Genomic DNA, 16,236 nt, shown 5'->3' with positions numbered 1-16,236 from the left:
GATATGATAAATTTTGAAAATTGTGAAATCTCCAATATTGTAATCCACAACATTGGGAACAAGTACGATGGCGGCGAGTTGACGGTTTCGGATAAATGTTTTTTACCGGATGATCCGGATGTCGTGGGATTACTGAAAAATTATTTCCTCTCTCCCTTTAAAAAGGATGCTTTTTACAATTTTCTTCCCTATGAGGACGAATTGATGAATAATCCGGTTTACGGGGCAGTTACCGACATATTCAATAACGAAGCATCTTTTTATGTGCAATCGGTATTTATGGCCCAGCATCTGTTCGAACAATCAAACAATCCCAATATCAAAGCGGGCGAATTGTATGTCGTTCACTTCCGGAATTGTAACATAGAAGAAGGCGTTTGTGATGCCATCGGTATATTTAAATCGGAAACGAAAGACACTTTTCTCAAGATTGTCATGAATCAAAATACATATCAGTTGGAAAGTGAATCCGGAATCAATATCCGTAAGCTGGACAAGGCTTGCATTATTTTCAATACACATGCCGAAAGCGGATATAAAGTGTCGATACTGGATAAGACAAATACCAAGGAAGCGATTTACTGGACGACAGATTTTCTGGGTTTACAACCTACAAACGACAGCTATTTTCAGACAGCCAACTATCTGAATCTGTGCAAAGATTTTGTCAAAGATATATACAATAAAGAAAACGACGTGCCCCGGGCCGATCAGATCGACATGCTGAACCGTTCCCTGAATTTTTTCAAGGAAGCGGAAGTTTTCTCTGAAGACCGCTTTAAAGAGGAAGTAGTCCGGGAGCCAGAAGTTATCAATGCTTTCGAGAATTTTAAAAAACAATATGAAGAAGAAAAGGAACTTCCGTTAAGCAACACCTTCCCCGTCTCGGATTTTGCCGTTAAAGACGAGAAAAAGTATTTCAGACATGTACTGAAATTGGATAAAAATTTCCACGTGTATATACACGGACAACGTAAATATATCGAAAAAGGATACGATACGGCCCGGGATATGAACTACTATAAGCTTTATTTCCGGGACGAAGAGTAAGCAATTATGAAAATCATTGCCAGAACAGGGATCGCCTTATTGTTGATTGCTGCCGTTGCCGGTGGCCTGGGATACTATTTTGTATGCTATCCCAACACACAGGTCGATGATGAAGGCGTGTTTTATATCCGGGAAGATGATTCTTTTGAAAATGTAATGGAAAATTTGCAGAATAACGGGTATATAAAAAACAGTTACACGCTTCGCCTTGTTTCCCGGCTGAAAAAATACCCGGAAATGGTAAAATCAGGGCGATACCGGCTCAAAGACGGTATGAACAATAATACCCTGGTTAATCTGTTACGTTCCGGAAATCAGGAAGCAGTTCATTTTACATTTAACAACCTCCGTACCCTGGAACAGCTGGCTGGAGTCGTTTCACGTCAATTGGAAATCGATTCCCTGGAATTTCTGGAAACAGCCCGACGTCCCGATTTACAAAGGGAATTAGGATTTACTCCGGAAACATTCATCGGTATGTTTATTCCCAACACGTATCAGGTGTACTGGAATACAAAACCCGAAAAACTGATCCGCAAAATGGCGGAGGAATACCGGAAATTCTGGAACGATACCCGATTGGCCGAAGCAAAAAAAGCAGGCCTGTCCCCCATGGAAGTTATAACATTGGCTTCAATTATTGAAGAAGAGACGGTTCGTCCGGAAGAACACCCCGTCATCGCAGGGGTTTACATCAACCGATTGAATAAAAATATTCCGCTGTCTGCTTGTCCTACCCTTAAATTTGCTTTGGGAGATTTCACCCTGAAACGGATTCTGAACAAGCATATGGAAATCGAATCTCCTTACAATACGTATAAGAACCAGGGGTTACCTCCGGGACCGATCCGAATGGCATCGGTCAATGTTATCGATGCCGTACTGCATTACAAGAAACACGATTACCTCTACTTTTGTGCGAAAAGTGATTTTTCCGGAGGACATTATTTTTCGAAAACCCTTCATCAGCATAATATATATGCGAAGCAATATCACAGGGCTCTCAATCAGAGAAAGATATACTGATAACATTTATAATCTAATTTAAAAGCCCTTTGTTTTTGCATTTCATATAAAAATAGTATCTTTGCGCCGACAAATTATTTTTATACTAATAATCAATTAATTATGTTGAATCATTACGAGACCGTTTTCATTACAACTCCCGTTTTATCTGAAATACAGATAAAGGAAGCGGTAGAAAAGTTCAAGAATGCCATTACGGAAAATGGCGGTTCCATTGAACATGAGGAGGCATGGGGCCTTCGCAAGCTGGCTTATCCGATCCAGAAAAAAACGACCGGATTTTATCACTTACTCCAATTTGAAGCAGAAGGCTCATTGGTAGACAAGTTGGAAACAGCTTATCGCCGTGACGAACGTGTAATCCGTTTCCTGACCTTCAGATTAGACAAGTATGCATATGAGTATGCTTTAAAGAGAAGAAGTAAAAACCAAGAAAAAAGAGAGGAGAAATAAGCCATGGCACAGAACGAAAGTGAAATCAGATATTTGACCCCGCCTTCAGTAGAAGTCAAAAAGAAAAAATACTGCCGCTTTTTAAAGAGCAGAATTAAATTTATCGATTACAAGGATCCTGAATTCTTAAAGAAATTCTTGAATGAACAAGGTAAAATCCTTCCGAGAAGAATTACCGGAACTTCTCTGAAATATCAGAGAAAAGTGGCTACAGCAGTAAAAAGAGCCAGACATCTTGCTTTATTGCCTTATGTAACCGATTTGATGAAATAATTTAAGGAAGGAGGACAAAATGCAAATTATATTATTGACAGATATAGCAAACTTAGGTCATAAGGACGACGTAATCAACGTAAAACCGGGTTATGGTCGTAACTACCTTATCCCCCAGGGATATGCTATCCTTGCCACCGAATCGGCTAAAAAAGTTGTAGCAGAAAATACCAAGCAAAGAGCACACAAAGAAGCTAAATTAAGAGCGGAAGCTCAGGAACTGGCTGCTAAACTCGAAGCGTTGAAACTGACGATCGGTGCAAAAACAAGCAGTACCGGCAAAATTTTCGGATCCGTGAATAATATCATGATCTCTGAAGCTTTACAGGCACAAGGGTATGATATCGATCGTAAGAAAATCATGCTGAAAGAAATCAAAGAAGTGGGAACTTATTCTGCAACGATAAAACTTCACAGAGATGTGAAAGTAAATGTGGAATTCGACGTGGTTTCCGAATAATTAAAATGAGTCATTAACAAGACTTAAACGTATTTCCAAACATATCCAAACACGAAAAGCACCCTTACGCGGGGTGCTTTTTATTTGCTATTATTTTCACTATCTTTGTACGTTTACTGCAACAAAGGCAGTATTCCAAAAATTAAAAGTTGAAAGGTAGAGGACGTAAAATGGGAAAGCAATACATAGAACTGAAAGGCATCCGGGTACACAATCTGAAGAATATAGACCTGAAAATAGAACTGGGAAAATTCATCGTGATTACCGGAGTGTCAGGAAGCGGAAAATCATCTCTGGCCTTCGATACCCTGTATGCAGAAGGACAGCGAAGATATGTGGAGAGTTTGTCGGCATATGCCCGTCAATTCCTGGGGAGATTGAATAAGCCGGAATGCGACTATATAAAGGGTATTCCGCCTGCCGTAGCCATCGAGCAAAAGGTCAATACCTCTAATCCCCGTTCTACCGTCGGAACTTCTACGGAAATATACGATTATATAAAATTGTTGTACGCCCGTGCCGGACGTACCTATTCTCCCGTATCCGGCAATGAAGTTAAACGTGATACGGTAGACAGTATCTGCCGCTATGTACTGGAACATGAAGGGAAAAATGCCGTTATCCTGGCAAAACCCGATAAGCTCGACGAACCCGAAGGGCTATCTCTCCTGTTAAGCCAGGGATTTGTGAGATTGAAATACGGCGACGGGTTTCTGCGAATCGAAGATGTAATACATGATGCCCACCCCTTACCGGATCAGGAAAACTGTTTTCTGGTGGTCGACCGGATTTCCGTCAACCGGGAAAAAGATACCGTTTCCCGTATATCCGAATCAATAGAAACAGCTTTGTATGAGGGAAATGGAGAATGTTTTATTGAAATAGACGGTGTCCGGCATCCTTTTTCAAATCGCTTTGAAGCAGACGGTATCAGTTTTCAGGTACCTTCCGTAAATATGTTCAGTTTCAACTCTCCTATCGGTGCATGTCCGAAATGTGAAGGATACGGCCGGGTATTGGGTATTGACGAAGACCTGGTCGTCCCGAATAAGTCTTTGAGTCTGTACGAAGACGCCGTCATGTGCTGGCGGGGAGAAGTTATGAGTGAATGGAAACGGCAGGTGATCAGTGCAGCTCATCACGTGAATTTCCCGGTGCATACCCCCTATTACGAACTGACTGCCGAAGAAAAACGGTTGCTGTGGCAGGGATGCCGTTATTTTAAAGGTATCTATGATTTCTTCGAACATCTGGAATCCAAAAAATATAAAATCCAAAACCGGGTAATGATTGCCAGGTATACCGGAAAAACTATTTGCCCCGATTGTCATGGAACCCGCTTAAAGCCGGAAGTTTCTTACGTCAAAATCGGAGGTAAATCCATAGCAGAATTAGTGGAGATGCCGATTGCCGAATTGAAAGATTTCTTCGACCGGCTGGAATTGGATCCCTATCAGCACAAAGTGGCTGAACGAATCCTGCCCGACATACGCAGCCGGCTGGAATTTCTATTGGAAGTGGGCTTGGGATATCTGACCCTCAACCGCCTTTCCTCCTCTCTATCCGGAGGTGAATCGCAACGCATAAATTTAGCTACGTCTTTGGGCTCTTCATTGGTCGGTTCGCTCTATATCCTGGACGAACCCAGTATCGGATTACATTCACGGGATACCGACCAGTTGATAAAGGTCTTGAAAAAATTGAGGGATCTGGGAAATACGGTTGTCGTCGTCGAACATGACGAAGACATTATCCGGGCGGCCGATGAAGTAATCGATATCGGGCCTTTGGCCGGAAGATTGGGCGGAGAGGTCGTCTTTCAAGGAAACATGGAAAAACTGAAAAAAGCCGATACGCTGACAGCCGCATATATGTTTGGGAAAAAAAATATCAGTGTACCCGAGCACCGGAGAAATTTTACTAAAAAAATAACGATAACGGGAGCTACGGAAAACAACCTGAAAAACATTTCAGTCGATATCCCGCTGGGTATTATGACAGCCGTGACCGGTGTGAGCGGTTCCGGAAAAAGTACTTTAATTAAAACGATAGTCGTCCCTGCACTTAAAAAGTATTACGGAGATTATTCCGACCGTACCGGAAGTTTTGATAAGTTGCTGGGAGATGTAAAAGCCATAAACGGTGTGGAATTTATCGATCAGAATCCGATCGGGAAATCCACACGCTCCAATCCGGTCACCTATCTCAAAGCCTGGGACGATATCCGCAAGATATTCTCGGAAGTAAAACTGGCTAAGATACAGGGATTCAAACCCTCCCACTTTTCTTTCAATGTACCGGGCGGCCGCTGTGAAGAATGTCAGGGAGAAGGAATTATCAAGGTCGAAATGCAGTTTATGGCCGACGTTTATCTGCAATGTGAACATTGCAAGGGCAAACGCTTTAAAAGTGAAGTACTGGAAGTCAAGTACCGGGAGAAAAGTATTTACGACATATTGGAGATGACTGTAAACCAGGCCATTGATTTTTTTGCAGAAGACGCCGGATACAGTGAGCGTAATGTCGTCGATAAATTACAGAAATTAGCCGATGTCGGACTGGGATATGTAAAATTAGGCCAATCTTCCAGTACATTGAGCGGCGGAGAAAGTCAACGGGTCAAATTAGCCTATCACCTGAGTCGTGAAAATGCAGAGCCGACTCTTTTTGTCTTCGATGAACCGACAACCGGTTTGCATTTTCATGATATACATAAATTGATGGAATCCCTGAACGCTTTGATTGTCCGGGGACATACCGTATTGATCATCGAACACAACATGGATGTCATCAAATGTGCAGATCACATCATCGATTTAGGACCGGAAGGCGGTAATGAAGGCGGACGGGTTGTGTTTACCGGTACACCGGAGGACCTGATAAAATGCCCCGATTCCTATACCGGAAAATATTTGAAAGAAAAGTTATAACGCTTTTGATAAGAAATGGATACAAGAAAATAAACCGTGCAACTTTTAAGCTTACATGAAAAAGATTATTGATTTTGAAGTTTTAGAAAACCGGAAATTAAATCGGGATATGTTTTTGCTGACTGTATATTCCGAAGAATTACCGGAAATCAAGCCGGGACAATTTGTAAATATAAAGGTAGAAGGCTCCTCCTCTACTTTTTTACGCCGGCCGGTTTCTATTTATGACGCTGATCCTCAAAAAGGATTATTGTATTTATTGATTAAAATTGCCGGACACGGAACAGCCAGGTTATCGGAATTACAGAAAAATGAAAAGTTGAACATTATACTACCATTGGGAAACAGCTTTACTCTTCCTGAATCCGGACGCTGCCTGCTCATCGGAGGCGGTGTCGGTATCGCCCCTTTGCTGTATTTATCAAAAGAATTGAATAAACGGGGAATTGTCCCGGATTTGCTTATCGGAGTCCGGTCGGAAAAGGATATTATATTGAAGGACGTTTTCGGAAAATTCTCCCACCTGCATTATACCACAGAGGACGGCACTTACGGAGAAAAAGGCTATCCGACCGGGCATTCTTTATTGAAAGAACATTTCGATCATATTTTTTGTTGCGGTCCGGACCCGATGATGAAAGCTGTTGCACGTTATGCTTATACTAATAATATTGATTGTGAAGTATCACTGGAAAATATGATGGCTTGCGGTATCGGAGCGTGCCTGTGTTGTGTTACGGATACGACAGAAGGACATAAATGTGTGTGTACGGAAGGACCTGTATTTAATATAAACGATTTGAAATGGCAGATTTAAATATTTCCTTGAAGGAACTGGAGTTAAAGAACCCGGTATTAACAGCTTCCGGTACATTCGGATACGGTACCGAATTTCAGGATTTTATAGACTTATCGGCACTCGGAGGCTTTATTGTAAAAGGTACAACCCTGCATCCCCGGGAAGGTAATCCTTATCCCCGAATGGCGGAAACGCCTTCGGGCATGTTGAATGCAGTCGGACTGCAAAACAAAGGCGTAGATTATTTTGCAGAGCATATCTATCCCGGAATAAAAGATATAAAAACACATATACTGGTAAATGTTTCAGGGTCTACTGTATCCGATTATGTCGCGACCGCAGAGAAAATAAACGACCTGGATAATATTCCGGGGATCGAACTGAATATCTCCTGCCCGAATGTAAAGGAAGGTGGAATGGCTTTCGGTACCCGTTGCTCTTCTGTGGCAGAAGTCGTAAAAGCCGTCAGGAAAGTATACGGAAAACATCTGATGGTGAAATTATCTCCCAATGTCACCGATATTCAGGAAATCGCATTGACGGCAGAAGCCGAAGGAGCTGATTCTGTCTCCCTGATCAATACACTGCTGGGAATGGCCGTAGATATTCGTAACAGACGACCGGTTTTGAGTACTGTTACCGGAGGATTAAGCGGACCTTGTGTTAAACCGGTAGCCTTGAGAATGGTGTGGCAGGTGGCAAAGGCCGTAAAAATTCCGGTTGTAGGTCTGGGAGGCATCATGACTGCTGAAGATGCTATCGAATTTTTGCTCGCCGGCGCCTCGGCCGTTCAAATAGGTACGGCTAATTTTATTGATCCGGCTGTCACCGTAAAAATCATTAACGGTATTAACGATTACCTGGAACAAAACCATTTTAAAAGTGTACGGGAAATTATAGGATTGATTTAGTCAGTCCTTTTGGTAATCTTCAAAACTTCCGTCGCTGAAAAACAGGATAATTCGCTTTAATGCTTTCTTGTTTGTCAATAAAGGGATCGTAGCTGCAATTTCACCCGGGATTGCAGCTATTTCTTTTTCTGCGGACGCGTGTTCCGGTTCTTTAGGCGTTTGTAAAACGGTTTTTTCTTGTATATCTACAGACGGGGCTGTCGCCGGATGATTATAAATTCCGCCTTTCCCGGTAAGCAGCCAATCCATACTGATATCCGGAAACGCCTTGGCTATATTTACCAGCACATCATAGCCGGGCTTATTGCGTCCCTTCAGTAAATGAGAGATGGCAGAAGGATTTACATCTATCATATTGGCAAATTTCGTTGCCGTCAGTCCTTTTTTTTCAATAATCTCATTCAACCTGTCTTTCATTTTCCCGAAATTTACATGACACAAGTCATTTTATCGTTATAACAAAATCATCCGTTTTCTTTTACAAATGTAATAATTAACCTCAAATCTACCAAATTACATTTGTAATTAGTAGAGTTTACATATGTAATTTATACTAGTATTAACCCTCCTATCTCTACCCTATTTATTTCATTTTCAGTATATTGAAACTGGATTACAGATATTGCATTGTATGAATAGCTGATATATAGTATGTTACAATCAAACAATCTTCTGTTTTAAAAGAAAATATATTAAATAAAAACTATATATAAACACATTAAACAACTGATTATCAAACAATTTTTTAATTTTATAAGACCGATTTATAATCAAAATGGGCTTTAAATATCTTATTCGGCTTTAAAATATTAAATATATACATGATATATTTATATTTAAAATACTGGCTTAAAGTATATTATACCTAATATATTCAGGTCGGAAAAATCTAGTCCCCAACAAGGCGTTACTTTTGTAAAATTTATATTTCAGAGAACACAACATTACATATGTAACATTCAGATGGAGCCCAAAAACACCGGCATACTACATTACATTTGTAAACAATCCTCTTTTTTGCAAATTGAGCTTATTCTTATTACATTTGAAAAAATTAAAACATATAAAAAATGACTATACCTGAAAAACTCACAGCTTTAAGAAAAATAATGGAGCGAGAATCTTTGGATGCCTATATTATATCCGGCACGGATCCGCACAATAGTGAATATTTACCGGAAGCATGGCAACAACGAAAATGGATATCCGGATTTACGGGGTCGTATGGAACCGTTGTAGTCACCTTAAAAGAAGCCGGGTTATGGACGGACACCCGTTATTTTATTCAGGCAGAAAAAGAATTGGCCGGAAGCGGTATAAACATGCACAAACTCAGAGTACCCGACGCCGTTGACTATCCGGAATGGCTGGCATCCGTCCTGCCGGCGGAAGCCCGTGTCGGTATCGATGGATTTTGTATGCCCGTAAATGATATAAAAAGCCTGGAATCTTATTTTACGGCGAAAAAAATCCGGGTGATTGATAAAACAGACCTGCTGGGGGAAATCTGGCTGGATCGCCCGGGGCTACCGGAGGCTCCCTTGTTTTTGTTAAAAACGGAATTTACCGGTAAGCCGGCCCGGGAAAAAATAAATTCTGTCCGGGAATATTTACAGGAAAAGCAAGCCGATTATGCCCTGTTCAGTTGCCTGGATGAAATTGCATGGCTCTATAATATAAGAGGCCGGGATGTTTCGTATAATCCGGTGGTGATCAGTTATGCTGTTGTCGGGCGGGAAAAATCCTGGCTGTTTGTAAAAAACCGGAAAGTTTCGGCCGAAATATCCAAAGAATTGGCGGCAAACGGAATCGAGATACGGGATTATCATCATTTATTTTTATTTCTGGACGAATTGAAAAAAACGGATGCGGTTTTTTGTCTGGATACGGACACATTGAATTATGCCGTATACAATAAAGTCAAATCGGTTTGCCGGTTGATTGAAAGCAAATCGCCTGTCGTATTGTGGAAATCAATAAAAAATACGACGGAATCAGAAGGATTCAGAAAAGCTTGCATACAGGACGGTATCGCCATGACCCGCTTTTTCTATTGGCTGGAAGACAGTTTAAAGAAACAGGAATTGACAGAAACCGAGGTGGCGGAAAAACTGACCGCATTCCGTCAGGAATGTCCCGATTATATTTCAGATAGTTTTCATACCATTTCCGCATACGGTATGAATGCGGCTTTACCTCATTATTCTGCCGTTCCCGGACAGGATGCCGTACTGAAAGCCAAAGGCTTGTATCTGGTTGATTCGGGGGCCCAATATTGGTACGGGACAACGGATATCACCCGTACGATTCCTTTGGGAGAACTGACTGATTTGGAAAAAGAGGATTACACACTGGTATTAAAAGGCATGATTAACCTGGCAAGATGTATATTCCCGAAAGGAACAGCCGGCGCAAATATCGATATAGTTGCCAGGCAGCCTTTATGGGATAATCTAAGAAATTACGGACATGGAACGGGACACGGGATCGGTCATTTCCTCTGTGTACATGAAGGACCTCAAGACATCCGCCAAACCTGGCGTAACCAGCCGATACTTTCCGGAATGGTTACGTCCGACGAACCGGGCATGTACCGGGAAGGTTCACATGGCATACGCCACGAAAACATGATTTTATGCCATCCTATCGCCGTGAATGAGTTCGGGGAATGGTTGGGGTTTGAAACATTAACTCTTTGTTATTTTGATACTTCTGCATTGTCAATTGAATTATTAAGTGCGGAGGAAAAAAAATGGCTGAATGCTTACCACAATACGGTATATGAAAAGTTGTCGCCCCATCTTCAACCGGAAATTGCAGATTGGCTGAAAATGAAAACCCAAAAAATTTAAAAATAAATTGCGTCATTCTCAAAGAATGACGCAACCTTTTTATAATCTGCGCATCTATTGAGCAACGAGTCATGTGTATAGTGGAAGATATAGTAGAAAAGTGCAAGAAAAGAGACCGTAAAGCCGAGGAGCAGCTTTACAAACTTTTTTCTGCTCGCATGTTTGCACTATGTCTCCGCTACTCCCCAAGCCGGACGGAAGCGGAAGATAATTTCCAGGACGGCTTTATCCGGGTATTCGAATCAATCGGACAATATACTGGAAAAGGCTCTTTTGAAGGCTGGATGAAGCGCATTTTTATCAATACGGCTTTGGAAAAATACCGGAAAAATCAGTCCGTTCAGTTAACAGAGGATATTCCCGATGTCGTACAAACGGAAACCGACGACGAAGAGGCCTATATTCCCGAAAACGTATTGATTGGCTTTATAGAAGAGTTGCCTGAAAGGTACAAACTGGTTTTTCGCCTGTATGTCGGAGAAGAATTACAACACAAGGATATTGCAGCTATGCTCGGCATCTCAGAGGGAACTTCAAAATCCAATTTAGCCAGAGCCAGAGAAATCTTAAAGAAAAGAATAAAAGAATACGCAGAGCGATGAGTAATAATATGGACAACAGATTGAGAAAGGTATTCCGGGAAGAATCGGTAGAACCTCCTGCCTATTTGTGGGAAAATATCCGGAAAGAAGTGGATGCCAGAAGGAGACAGAAAAAATCCGTTGTGTGGTGGTATAGTACTGCTGCCGGGATTGTCTTGTTGCTGGGATTGTCCTGGCTGATACAAAAAAAAGAACCGCTGGAAAAAGTTGTATCGTATACTGAAATTACTGCACTTGGGCAGGATTACATAGAAAAGGAGTATAAAAACAGGGAGCTTGTAAGCTGCCTGTCTGCCCGTCGTCCTTTACCGACGGAACATCTGCCGCAGACACTTCTTCCCGAAAAGACAACAGAGACTCCGCTCGAAATCGTACAATTGTTTGCAGAGCGTACACTTTCAACACCGGTCCCCGAAGCTGAAATAAAAACACCGGCCATTCGCAGGGATTTTATTCCACTTGTAAATAAAAATTCCTACGAAACGCAAAAACTGTACAGACAACTTTTACTAGCCGACTCCGGAACTAAACCGGAAAAAATGAAACAATCCCCGGGTATATCATTGGGAGGATACATTGCTCCCGGATATTCTTCCGGAAATTATACAGCACCCGACAAAGCAGCCAGAAACTACCGATATTCCGGCAACCAGATGCAGGGTATGTTCAATTTAAGCGGAGGACTGAAAGTAGCTGTCAATACAGGGAAACGCCTTAGTATCCAAACGGGGATCATGTATACGAAAATAGGTCAGAAAACCGAAGGAGAGAAAAATACTTCGGTGTATAATTTAAACATGACGGCCATCGCCGGTCCGAGACAGGTGCGCAACATTCCTTCACTTTTGGGAAATATAAAAACCACTAAAAAAATACCGTCGGTGTACTACGCAACTACATTCTCTTCAAGCGGAGGTGGTAATATCGAACAAGTATTCGAAGCCCTTGAAATTCCATTGGCCTTAAAATACCGATTGAACAATAACAAGTTAAAAATAAGTGTATTGGGGGGATTCAGCGGAAGCTTTATCGTAGCTAATAAAGCTTATCTGAATTACGGGAATAACCGGAAATATGTAGGAACGACCGAAGACATCCGGACATTCAATATCAGTACGGATTGGGCGCTGGGTGTCGAATATCCGATTTTTCCCCGGATTACATTTATGGTAGAACCGGGATTCCGGTATTATTTACAATCCATCAGCAAAAACAAAGATATTGATTTTAAACCCTATATGTTCTCTTTTTCAACAGGTATCGGAATCAGTTTTTAGTCGTATTTGCGATTGAGAATTTCATTGCTGATAATCGCTTGCCGAAGATCGAAAGCATAACTTTCGGTCTCTTCCTCTTCCAAAGACACCTCTTCTTTAAACAGGCCATTGCTTTCCTCCTGTTTGTCGGTTACCGTCAGGCAATTTGATTGTATCCGGGAATCCGGCCATTCGGTTGCCTGCACCAACTCGCCATCTTCTTCTTCCGTTTCCAGGAACGGGTCCGGAGTTTCCGAGGAATCCGGGGTGTCCCCGACTTGTCGTTTTTTGGTTTTCTGAGCCTTGAAAAGACTCGCAATTCCTGCAATTAATGTTAAAAGCAGATATATCCAATCTGAATTTGAACCGTTGTCGCTCATTTTATTATCTTTGCAGATGTTTGAAAAATTACCTGTTATGAAGTCAAAAATAGTTATTTTTTTACTCTCTGCCATTTTTTTGTCTATAAATATGAGTTGCGGAGATAAATACGGTAATAAGCTGGGAGGCGATCATATCATTCCTTACGTCCAGATTTACACGGAAATTCCTTTCGGTACGGGAGGTGACGATCCTTTATCCTGGCAAAACATAGCCCGTTATTTTGCAACCTCTACGCCTAATCCGACAGCTATCGGATACAAAGGACACGGCATCATCGTATTTACATCTGATTTGGAAGATTTTCATTGCTATGACGCAACCTGCACCAATTGCAGCGATTTAGAGTCTTTTATTACCGCCAAGGATTTAAAAGGAACAACGGCAGTATGTCCGGTTTGCGGTACGGAATTTGAATTGTTTTCCGGTCAGGCTATCACCAATACCGAAAAGATATACCCTTTAAAGTCCTATTCCATTACTAAAGTAGGTAAAAAACTGATTGTCAGAAACTAAAATACTGCGAAGTGGAATGTAAATAAAAATATTATACTATCTGCGAAATTATTAAAGAAAAAACATTCTTTTTTTTTACCTTTGCGGCGAAACAGAAAATTACACACTAAAAATAATAAACGTCCGGATGAAAAGAGCATTAATAAGCGTTTATGATAAAACAGGAATTATTGATTTTGCCAAGTCACTGAATTCCATGGGTTGGGAAATCATTTCTACCGGAGGAACCTCAAAAAAACTGAAAGAAGAAGGCATTAAAGTTCAGGATATTTCAGAACTGACAAAGTTCCCCGAATGTTTCGACGGTCGAGTAAAGACCTTACATCCTAATGTTGAAGGTGGCATTCTGGCTATCAGAGATAATGAACATCATCTCAAACAGATGCACGATTTAGGAATAGAACCCATCGATATCGTCGTATGTAACCTTTACCCTTTTAAGCAAACGGTTTTGAAACCGGGAGTCTCACACGAAGAAATTATCGAGAACATCGATATCGGCGGTCCGACAATGATACGGGCTGCTGCTAAGAATTACAGATTTGTCACCGTATTGACCGACCCGGCCGATTATGACCGGGTGATTTCCGAATTGCAGGAATCGGGCGATACTTCTGCCGCTACCAAAGAACTGTTGGCGGCAAAAGTATTTATTCATACGGCTCACTACGATGCACTCATCGCCGATTATTTTTCTAAAAAATTAAATATACAGTCTCCGCAAACCTTGACCCTTACCTATGAAAAGAAACAGGATTTACGGTATGGGGAAAATCCGCATCAGGCAGCGACATTCTACACCGCCATACAGGGTACGGCCGGTACGCTGACCGCAGCCGTTCAGCTACACGGAAAAGAATTGTCATATAACAACATCGGTGATACCGACGGAGCACTGGAAACCCTGAAAGAATTTGAAGAGCCGACTGTCGTTGCTGCCAAACATGCCAATCCTTGCGGAGTCGGAAGTGCAGCTACAATTGCCGAAGCCTACCGGAAAGCTTACGAGGCTGATCCGGTTTCCATATATGGCGGTATCGTTGCTGCAAACCGGGAAATAGACCGGGAAACAGCCGAAATGATGGCCCGGACATTTCTGGAAGTAATTGTGGCTCCCTCTTATTCACCGGAAGCTTTGGAAATTTTATCGAAGAAAAAGAATATCCGGTTATTACAACTGGAAGACATATTGACGAAAGACGAAAAAGCACACAAAGCAAAAACCGTATTAGGCGGCCTGCTGATTCAGGATCAGGACACTTTATTGTTACCGGAAGACGGTCTGAAAGTGGTAAGCAAACGGCAACCGACCGAACGGGAAATGGAAGATTTATTGTTTGCCTGGAAAGTTGTAAAGCATACTAAATCGAATGGTATTGCAATTGCAAAAGACAAATGTACGACAGGTGTCGGACCGGGACAAGTAAGCCGAATCTGGGCATTGGAAAATGCAATTCGCCAGGGAGGTGACCGCATTGCCGGTAGCGCCATGGCTTCGGATGCCTTCTTCCCTTTTGCCGATTGTGTTGAAGCTGCACACAAAGCGGGTATCACAGCCATTATCCAGCCCGGAGGTTCCGTTCGGGATCAGGAATCGATAGAAGCTGCCGATAAATACGGCATTGCAATGATATTTACAGGTATGAGACATTTCAAACATTAATAATATGGGATTATTTTCATTTTTATCACAAGATATAGCGGTCGACCTGGGTACGGCCAACACCATTATAATAAATAACGACAAGATGGTCGTTAACGAACCTTCTATCGTAGCCATCGACCGTCGCACGGAAAAAGTAATTGCTATCGGAGAAAAAGCCCGGCAAATGCAGGGAAAAACCCATGATAACATAAAAACAATACGCCCATTGAGGGACGGAGTTATCGCCGACTTCAACGCTGCGGAACAAATGATCCGCGGTATGATCAAGATGGCGAATATCAATAACAAATTCTTCTCACCTTCTTTGCGCATCGTTATTTGTATTCCTTCGGGAAGTACCGAAGTGGAGGTACGTGCCGTACGCGACTCTTCCGAACATGCAGGAGGCCGGGATGTATATATGATTTATGAACCGATGGCAGCGGCTTTGGGTATCGGTTTGGATGTTGAGGCTCCGGAAGGTAATATGATCGTAGATATAGGCGGTGGTACGACTGAAATTGCAGTCATTTCACTGGGAGGTATCGTGACCAACAAATCCATCCGTATTGCCGGTGACGATTTGACGGACGATATCCAGGAATATATGCGTCATCAGCACAATATTAAAATTGGAGAACGTACCGCCGAAGAAATCAAAATTCATGTAGGCTCGGCGTTGTCCGAACTGGATGAGCCCCCTGCCGATTTTATCGTACAAGGCCCGAACCAGATGACGTCACTGCCGGTAGAAGTGCCCGTTTCCTATCAGGAAATAGCTCATTGCCTGGAGAAATCCATCTCCAAAATTGAAATTGCCATTCTGGGGGCCCTGGAACAGACTCCTCCTGAGCTATATGCCGACATTGTGAACAAAGGCATTTACCTCGCCGGGGGCGGTGCTTTGTTGAGAGGACTGGACAAACGCTTGTCTGACAAGCTTAATATACCTTTCCACATTGCAGAAGACCCGCTTCGGGCTGTGGCCAGAGGAACAGGAATAGCCTTGAAAAATGTAGACAAGTTCTCATTCCTGATCCGATAAAACAGCAGAACAATCCATGAATCTGTAAATACCGAAT

The 16,236-nt window shown here is 42.1% G+C and carries 16 protein-coding genes; 14 read left to right on the top strand and 2 right to left on the bottom strand.

Features of this window, described 5'->3' with window-relative positions:
• The first annotated feature begins 3 nt into the window (after positions 1 to 3).
• The 8 genes from BN8908_RS04900 (at position 4) to BN8908_RS04865 (ending at position 7,902) form a co-directional block, all read left to right on the top strand.
• The gene (locus BN8908_RS04900) at positions 4 to 1,050 is read left to right on the top strand and encodes a nucleoid-associated protein (protein ID WP_021988714.1); all 1,047 of its coding nucleotides are present in this window, start codon (positions 4 to 6) and stop codon (positions 1,048 to 1,050) included.
• A 6-nt stretch (positions 1,051 to 1,056) separates the two neighbouring features.
• Positions 1,057 to 2,076, top strand: coding sequence for an endolytic transglycosylase MltG (mltG, locus tag BN8908_RS04895; protein WP_068689483.1), 1,020 nt, complete (start codon positions 1,057 to 1,059; stop codon positions 2,074 to 2,076).
• Between the two features lie 105 nt (positions 2,077 to 2,181).
• On the top strand, positions 2,182 to 2,529 hold the full coding sequence (gene rpsF, locus BN8908_RS04890; protein ID WP_202668897.1) for a 30S ribosomal protein S6: 348 nt from the start codon (positions 2,182 to 2,184) through the stop codon (positions 2,527 to 2,529).
• A gap of 3 nt (positions 2,530 to 2,532) precedes the next feature.
• Positions 2,533 to 2,802 (top strand): 30S ribosomal protein S18, encoded by a 270-nt coding sequence (rpsR, locus tag BN8908_RS04885; RefSeq protein WP_009136073.1) that lies wholly within the window; start codon positions 2,533 to 2,535, stop codon positions 2,800 to 2,802.
• A 19-nt stretch (positions 2,803 to 2,821) separates the two neighbouring features.
• Positions 2,822 to 3,262 carry a 50S ribosomal protein L9 gene (rplI, locus tag BN8908_RS04880; protein WP_021988711.1) on the top strand — a complete coding sequence of 147 codons (441 nt, stop codon included), beginning with the start codon at positions 2,822 to 2,824 and terminating at the stop codon, positions 3,260 to 3,262.
• A 170-nt stretch (positions 3,263 to 3,432) separates the two neighbouring features.
• Positions 3,433 to 6,192, top strand: coding sequence for an excinuclease ABC subunit UvrA (uvrA, locus tag BN8908_RS04875; protein WP_021988710.1), 2,760 nt, complete (start codon positions 3,433 to 3,435; stop codon positions 6,190 to 6,192).
• Positions 6,193 to 6,247: 55 nt separating this feature from the next.
• The gene (locus BN8908_RS04870) at positions 6,248 to 7,009 is read left to right on the top strand and encodes a dihydroorotate dehydrogenase electron transfer subunit (RefSeq protein WP_021988709.1); all 762 of its coding nucleotides are present in this window, start codon (positions 6,248 to 6,250) and stop codon (positions 7,007 to 7,009) included.
• Positions 6,997 to 7,902 carry a dihydroorotate dehydrogenase gene (locus BN8908_RS04865; RefSeq protein ID WP_021988708.1) on the top strand — a complete coding sequence of 302 codons (906 nt, stop codon included), beginning with the start codon at positions 6,997 to 6,999 and terminating at the stop codon, positions 7,900 to 7,902. The genes BN8908_RS04870 and BN8908_RS04865 overlap by 13 nt, the downstream gene beginning before the upstream one ends.
• Here BN8908_RS04865 and BN8908_RS04860 read toward each other — a convergent pair whose 3' ends face one another.
• The gene (locus BN8908_RS04860; protein ID WP_021988707.1) at positions 7,903 to 8,319 is read right to left on the bottom strand and encodes a helix-turn-helix domain-containing protein; all 417 of its coding nucleotides are present in this window, start codon (positions 8,317 to 8,319) and stop codon (positions 7,903 to 7,905) included.
• A 653-nt stretch (positions 8,320 to 8,972) separates the two neighbouring features.
• Between BN8908_RS04860 and BN8908_RS04855 the strand changes: the two genes are divergently transcribed.
• From BN8908_RS04855 to BN8908_RS04845, 3 genes are all read left to right on the top strand, one after another.
• The gene (locus BN8908_RS04855) at positions 8,973 to 10,754 is read left to right on the top strand and encodes an aminopeptidase P family protein (RefSeq protein ID WP_021988706.1); all 1,782 of its coding nucleotides are present in this window, start codon (positions 8,973 to 8,975) and stop codon (positions 10,752 to 10,754) included.
• A 71-nt stretch (positions 10,755 to 10,825) separates the two neighbouring features.
• Positions 10,826 to 11,356 carry an RNA polymerase sigma factor gene (locus BN8908_RS04850; protein ID WP_021988705.1) on the top strand — a complete coding sequence of 177 codons (531 nt, stop codon included), beginning with the start codon at positions 10,826 to 10,828 and terminating at the stop codon, positions 11,354 to 11,356.
• Complete coding sequence (locus tag BN8908_RS04845; protein ID WP_068689482.1) at positions 11,353 to 12,633, top strand: outer membrane beta-barrel protein; 1,281 nt, start codon at positions 11,353 to 11,355, stop codon at positions 12,631 to 12,633. Before BN8908_RS04850 ends, BN8908_RS04845 begins: the two co-directional genes overlap by 4 nt.
• Here BN8908_RS04845 and BN8908_RS04840 read toward each other — a convergent pair.
• On the bottom strand, positions 12,630 to 12,992 hold the full coding sequence (locus BN8908_RS04840; protein ID WP_021988703.1) for a hypothetical protein: 363 nt from the start codon (positions 12,990 to 12,992) through the stop codon (positions 12,630 to 12,632). The genes BN8908_RS04845 and BN8908_RS04840 overlap by 4 nt on opposite strands.
• Before the next feature lie 37 nt (positions 12,993 to 13,029).
• Here BN8908_RS04840 and BN8908_RS04835 point away from each other — a divergent pair, with 37 nt between their 5' ends.
• From BN8908_RS04835 to BN8908_RS04825, 3 genes are all read left to right on the top strand, one after another.
• A complete protein-coding gene (locus BN8908_RS04835; RefSeq protein WP_021988702.1) occupies positions 13,030 to 13,509 on the top strand; it encodes a Rieske (2Fe-2S) protein in 480 nt (159 codons plus the stop codon).
• A gap of 127 nt (positions 13,510 to 13,636) precedes the next feature.
• A complete protein-coding gene (gene purH / locus BN8908_RS04830; protein ID WP_021988701.1) occupies positions 13,637 to 15,172 on the top strand; it encodes a bifunctional phosphoribosylaminoimidazolecarboxamide formyltransferase/IMP cyclohydrolase in 1,536 nt (511 codons plus the stop codon).
• Between the two features lie 4 nt (positions 15,173 to 15,176).
• Positions 15,177 to 16,199: a rod shape-determining protein gene (locus BN8908_RS04825; protein ID WP_009136110.1), complete on the top strand. Its 1,023-nt coding sequence runs from the start codon at positions 15,177 to 15,179 to the stop codon at positions 16,197 to 16,199.
• Positions 16,200 to 16,236: the final 37 nt, after the last annotated feature.

This window comes from Culturomica massiliensis (assembly GCF_900091655.1).
Taxonomy (GTDB): Bacteria; Bacteroidota; Bacteroidia; order Bacteroidales; family Marinifilaceae; genus Culturomica; species Culturomica massiliensis.
This window is presented reverse-complemented; position numbering and strand designations above follow the sequence as displayed.

What these genes read in the sequence shown, in the direction of transcription:
- purH (WP_021988701.1), top strand. Translation starts at nt 13,637, where the DNA reads ATGAAAAGAGCATTAATAAGCGTTTATGATAAAACAGGAATTATTGAT.
- mltG (WP_068689483.1), top strand. Translation starts at nt 1,057, where the DNA reads ATGAAAATCATTGCCAGAACAGGGATCGCCTTATTGTTGATTGCTGCC.
- BN8908_RS04825 (WP_009136110.1), top strand. Translation starts at nt 15,177, where the DNA reads ATGGGATTATTTTCATTTTTATCACAAGATATAGCGGTCGACCTGGGT.
- BN8908_RS04840 (WP_021988703.1), bottom strand. Translation starts at nt 12,992, where the DNA reads ATGAGCGACAACGGTTCAAATTCAGATTGGATATATCTGCTTTTAACA.
- rplI (WP_021988711.1), top strand. Translation starts at nt 2,822, where the DNA reads ATGCAAATTATATTATTGACAGATATAGCAAACTTAGGTCATAAGGAC.
- BN8908_RS04835 (WP_021988702.1), top strand. Translation starts at nt 13,030, where the DNA reads ATGAAGTCAAAAATAGTTATTTTTTTACTCTCTGCCATTTTTTTGTCT.
- uvrA (WP_021988710.1), top strand. Translation starts at nt 3,433, where the DNA reads ATGGGAAAGCAATACATAGAACTGAAAGGCATCCGGGTACACAATCTG.
- BN8908_RS04850 (WP_021988705.1), top strand. Translation starts at nt 10,826, where the DNA reads ATGTGTATAGTGGAAGATATAGTAGAAAAGTGCAAGAAAAGAGACCGT.
- BN8908_RS04855 (WP_021988706.1), top strand. Translation starts at nt 8,973, where the DNA reads ATGACTATACCTGAAAAACTCACAGCTTTAAGAAAAATAATGGAGCGA.
- BN8908_RS04900 (WP_021988714.1), top strand. Translation starts at nt 4, where the DNA reads ATGATAAATTTTGAAAATTGTGAAATCTCCAATATTGTAATCCACAAC.
- BN8908_RS04845 (WP_068689482.1), top strand. Translation starts at nt 11,353, where the DNA reads ATGAGTAATAATATGGACAACAGATTGAGAAAGGTATTCCGGGAAGAA.
- BN8908_RS04860 (WP_021988707.1), bottom strand. Translation starts at nt 8,319, where the DNA reads ATGAAAGACAGGTTGAATGAGATTATTGAAAAAAAAGGACTGACGGCA.
- rpsR (WP_009136073.1), top strand. Translation starts at nt 2,533, where the DNA reads ATGGCACAGAACGAAAGTGAAATCAGATATTTGACCCCGCCTTCAGTA.
- BN8908_RS04870 (WP_021988709.1), top strand. Translation starts at nt 6,248, where the DNA reads ATGAAAAAGATTATTGATTTTGAAGTTTTAGAAAACCGGAAATTAAAT.
- BN8908_RS04865 (WP_021988708.1), top strand. Translation starts at nt 6,997, where the DNA reads ATGGCAGATTTAAATATTTCCTTGAAGGAACTGGAGTTAAAGAACCCG.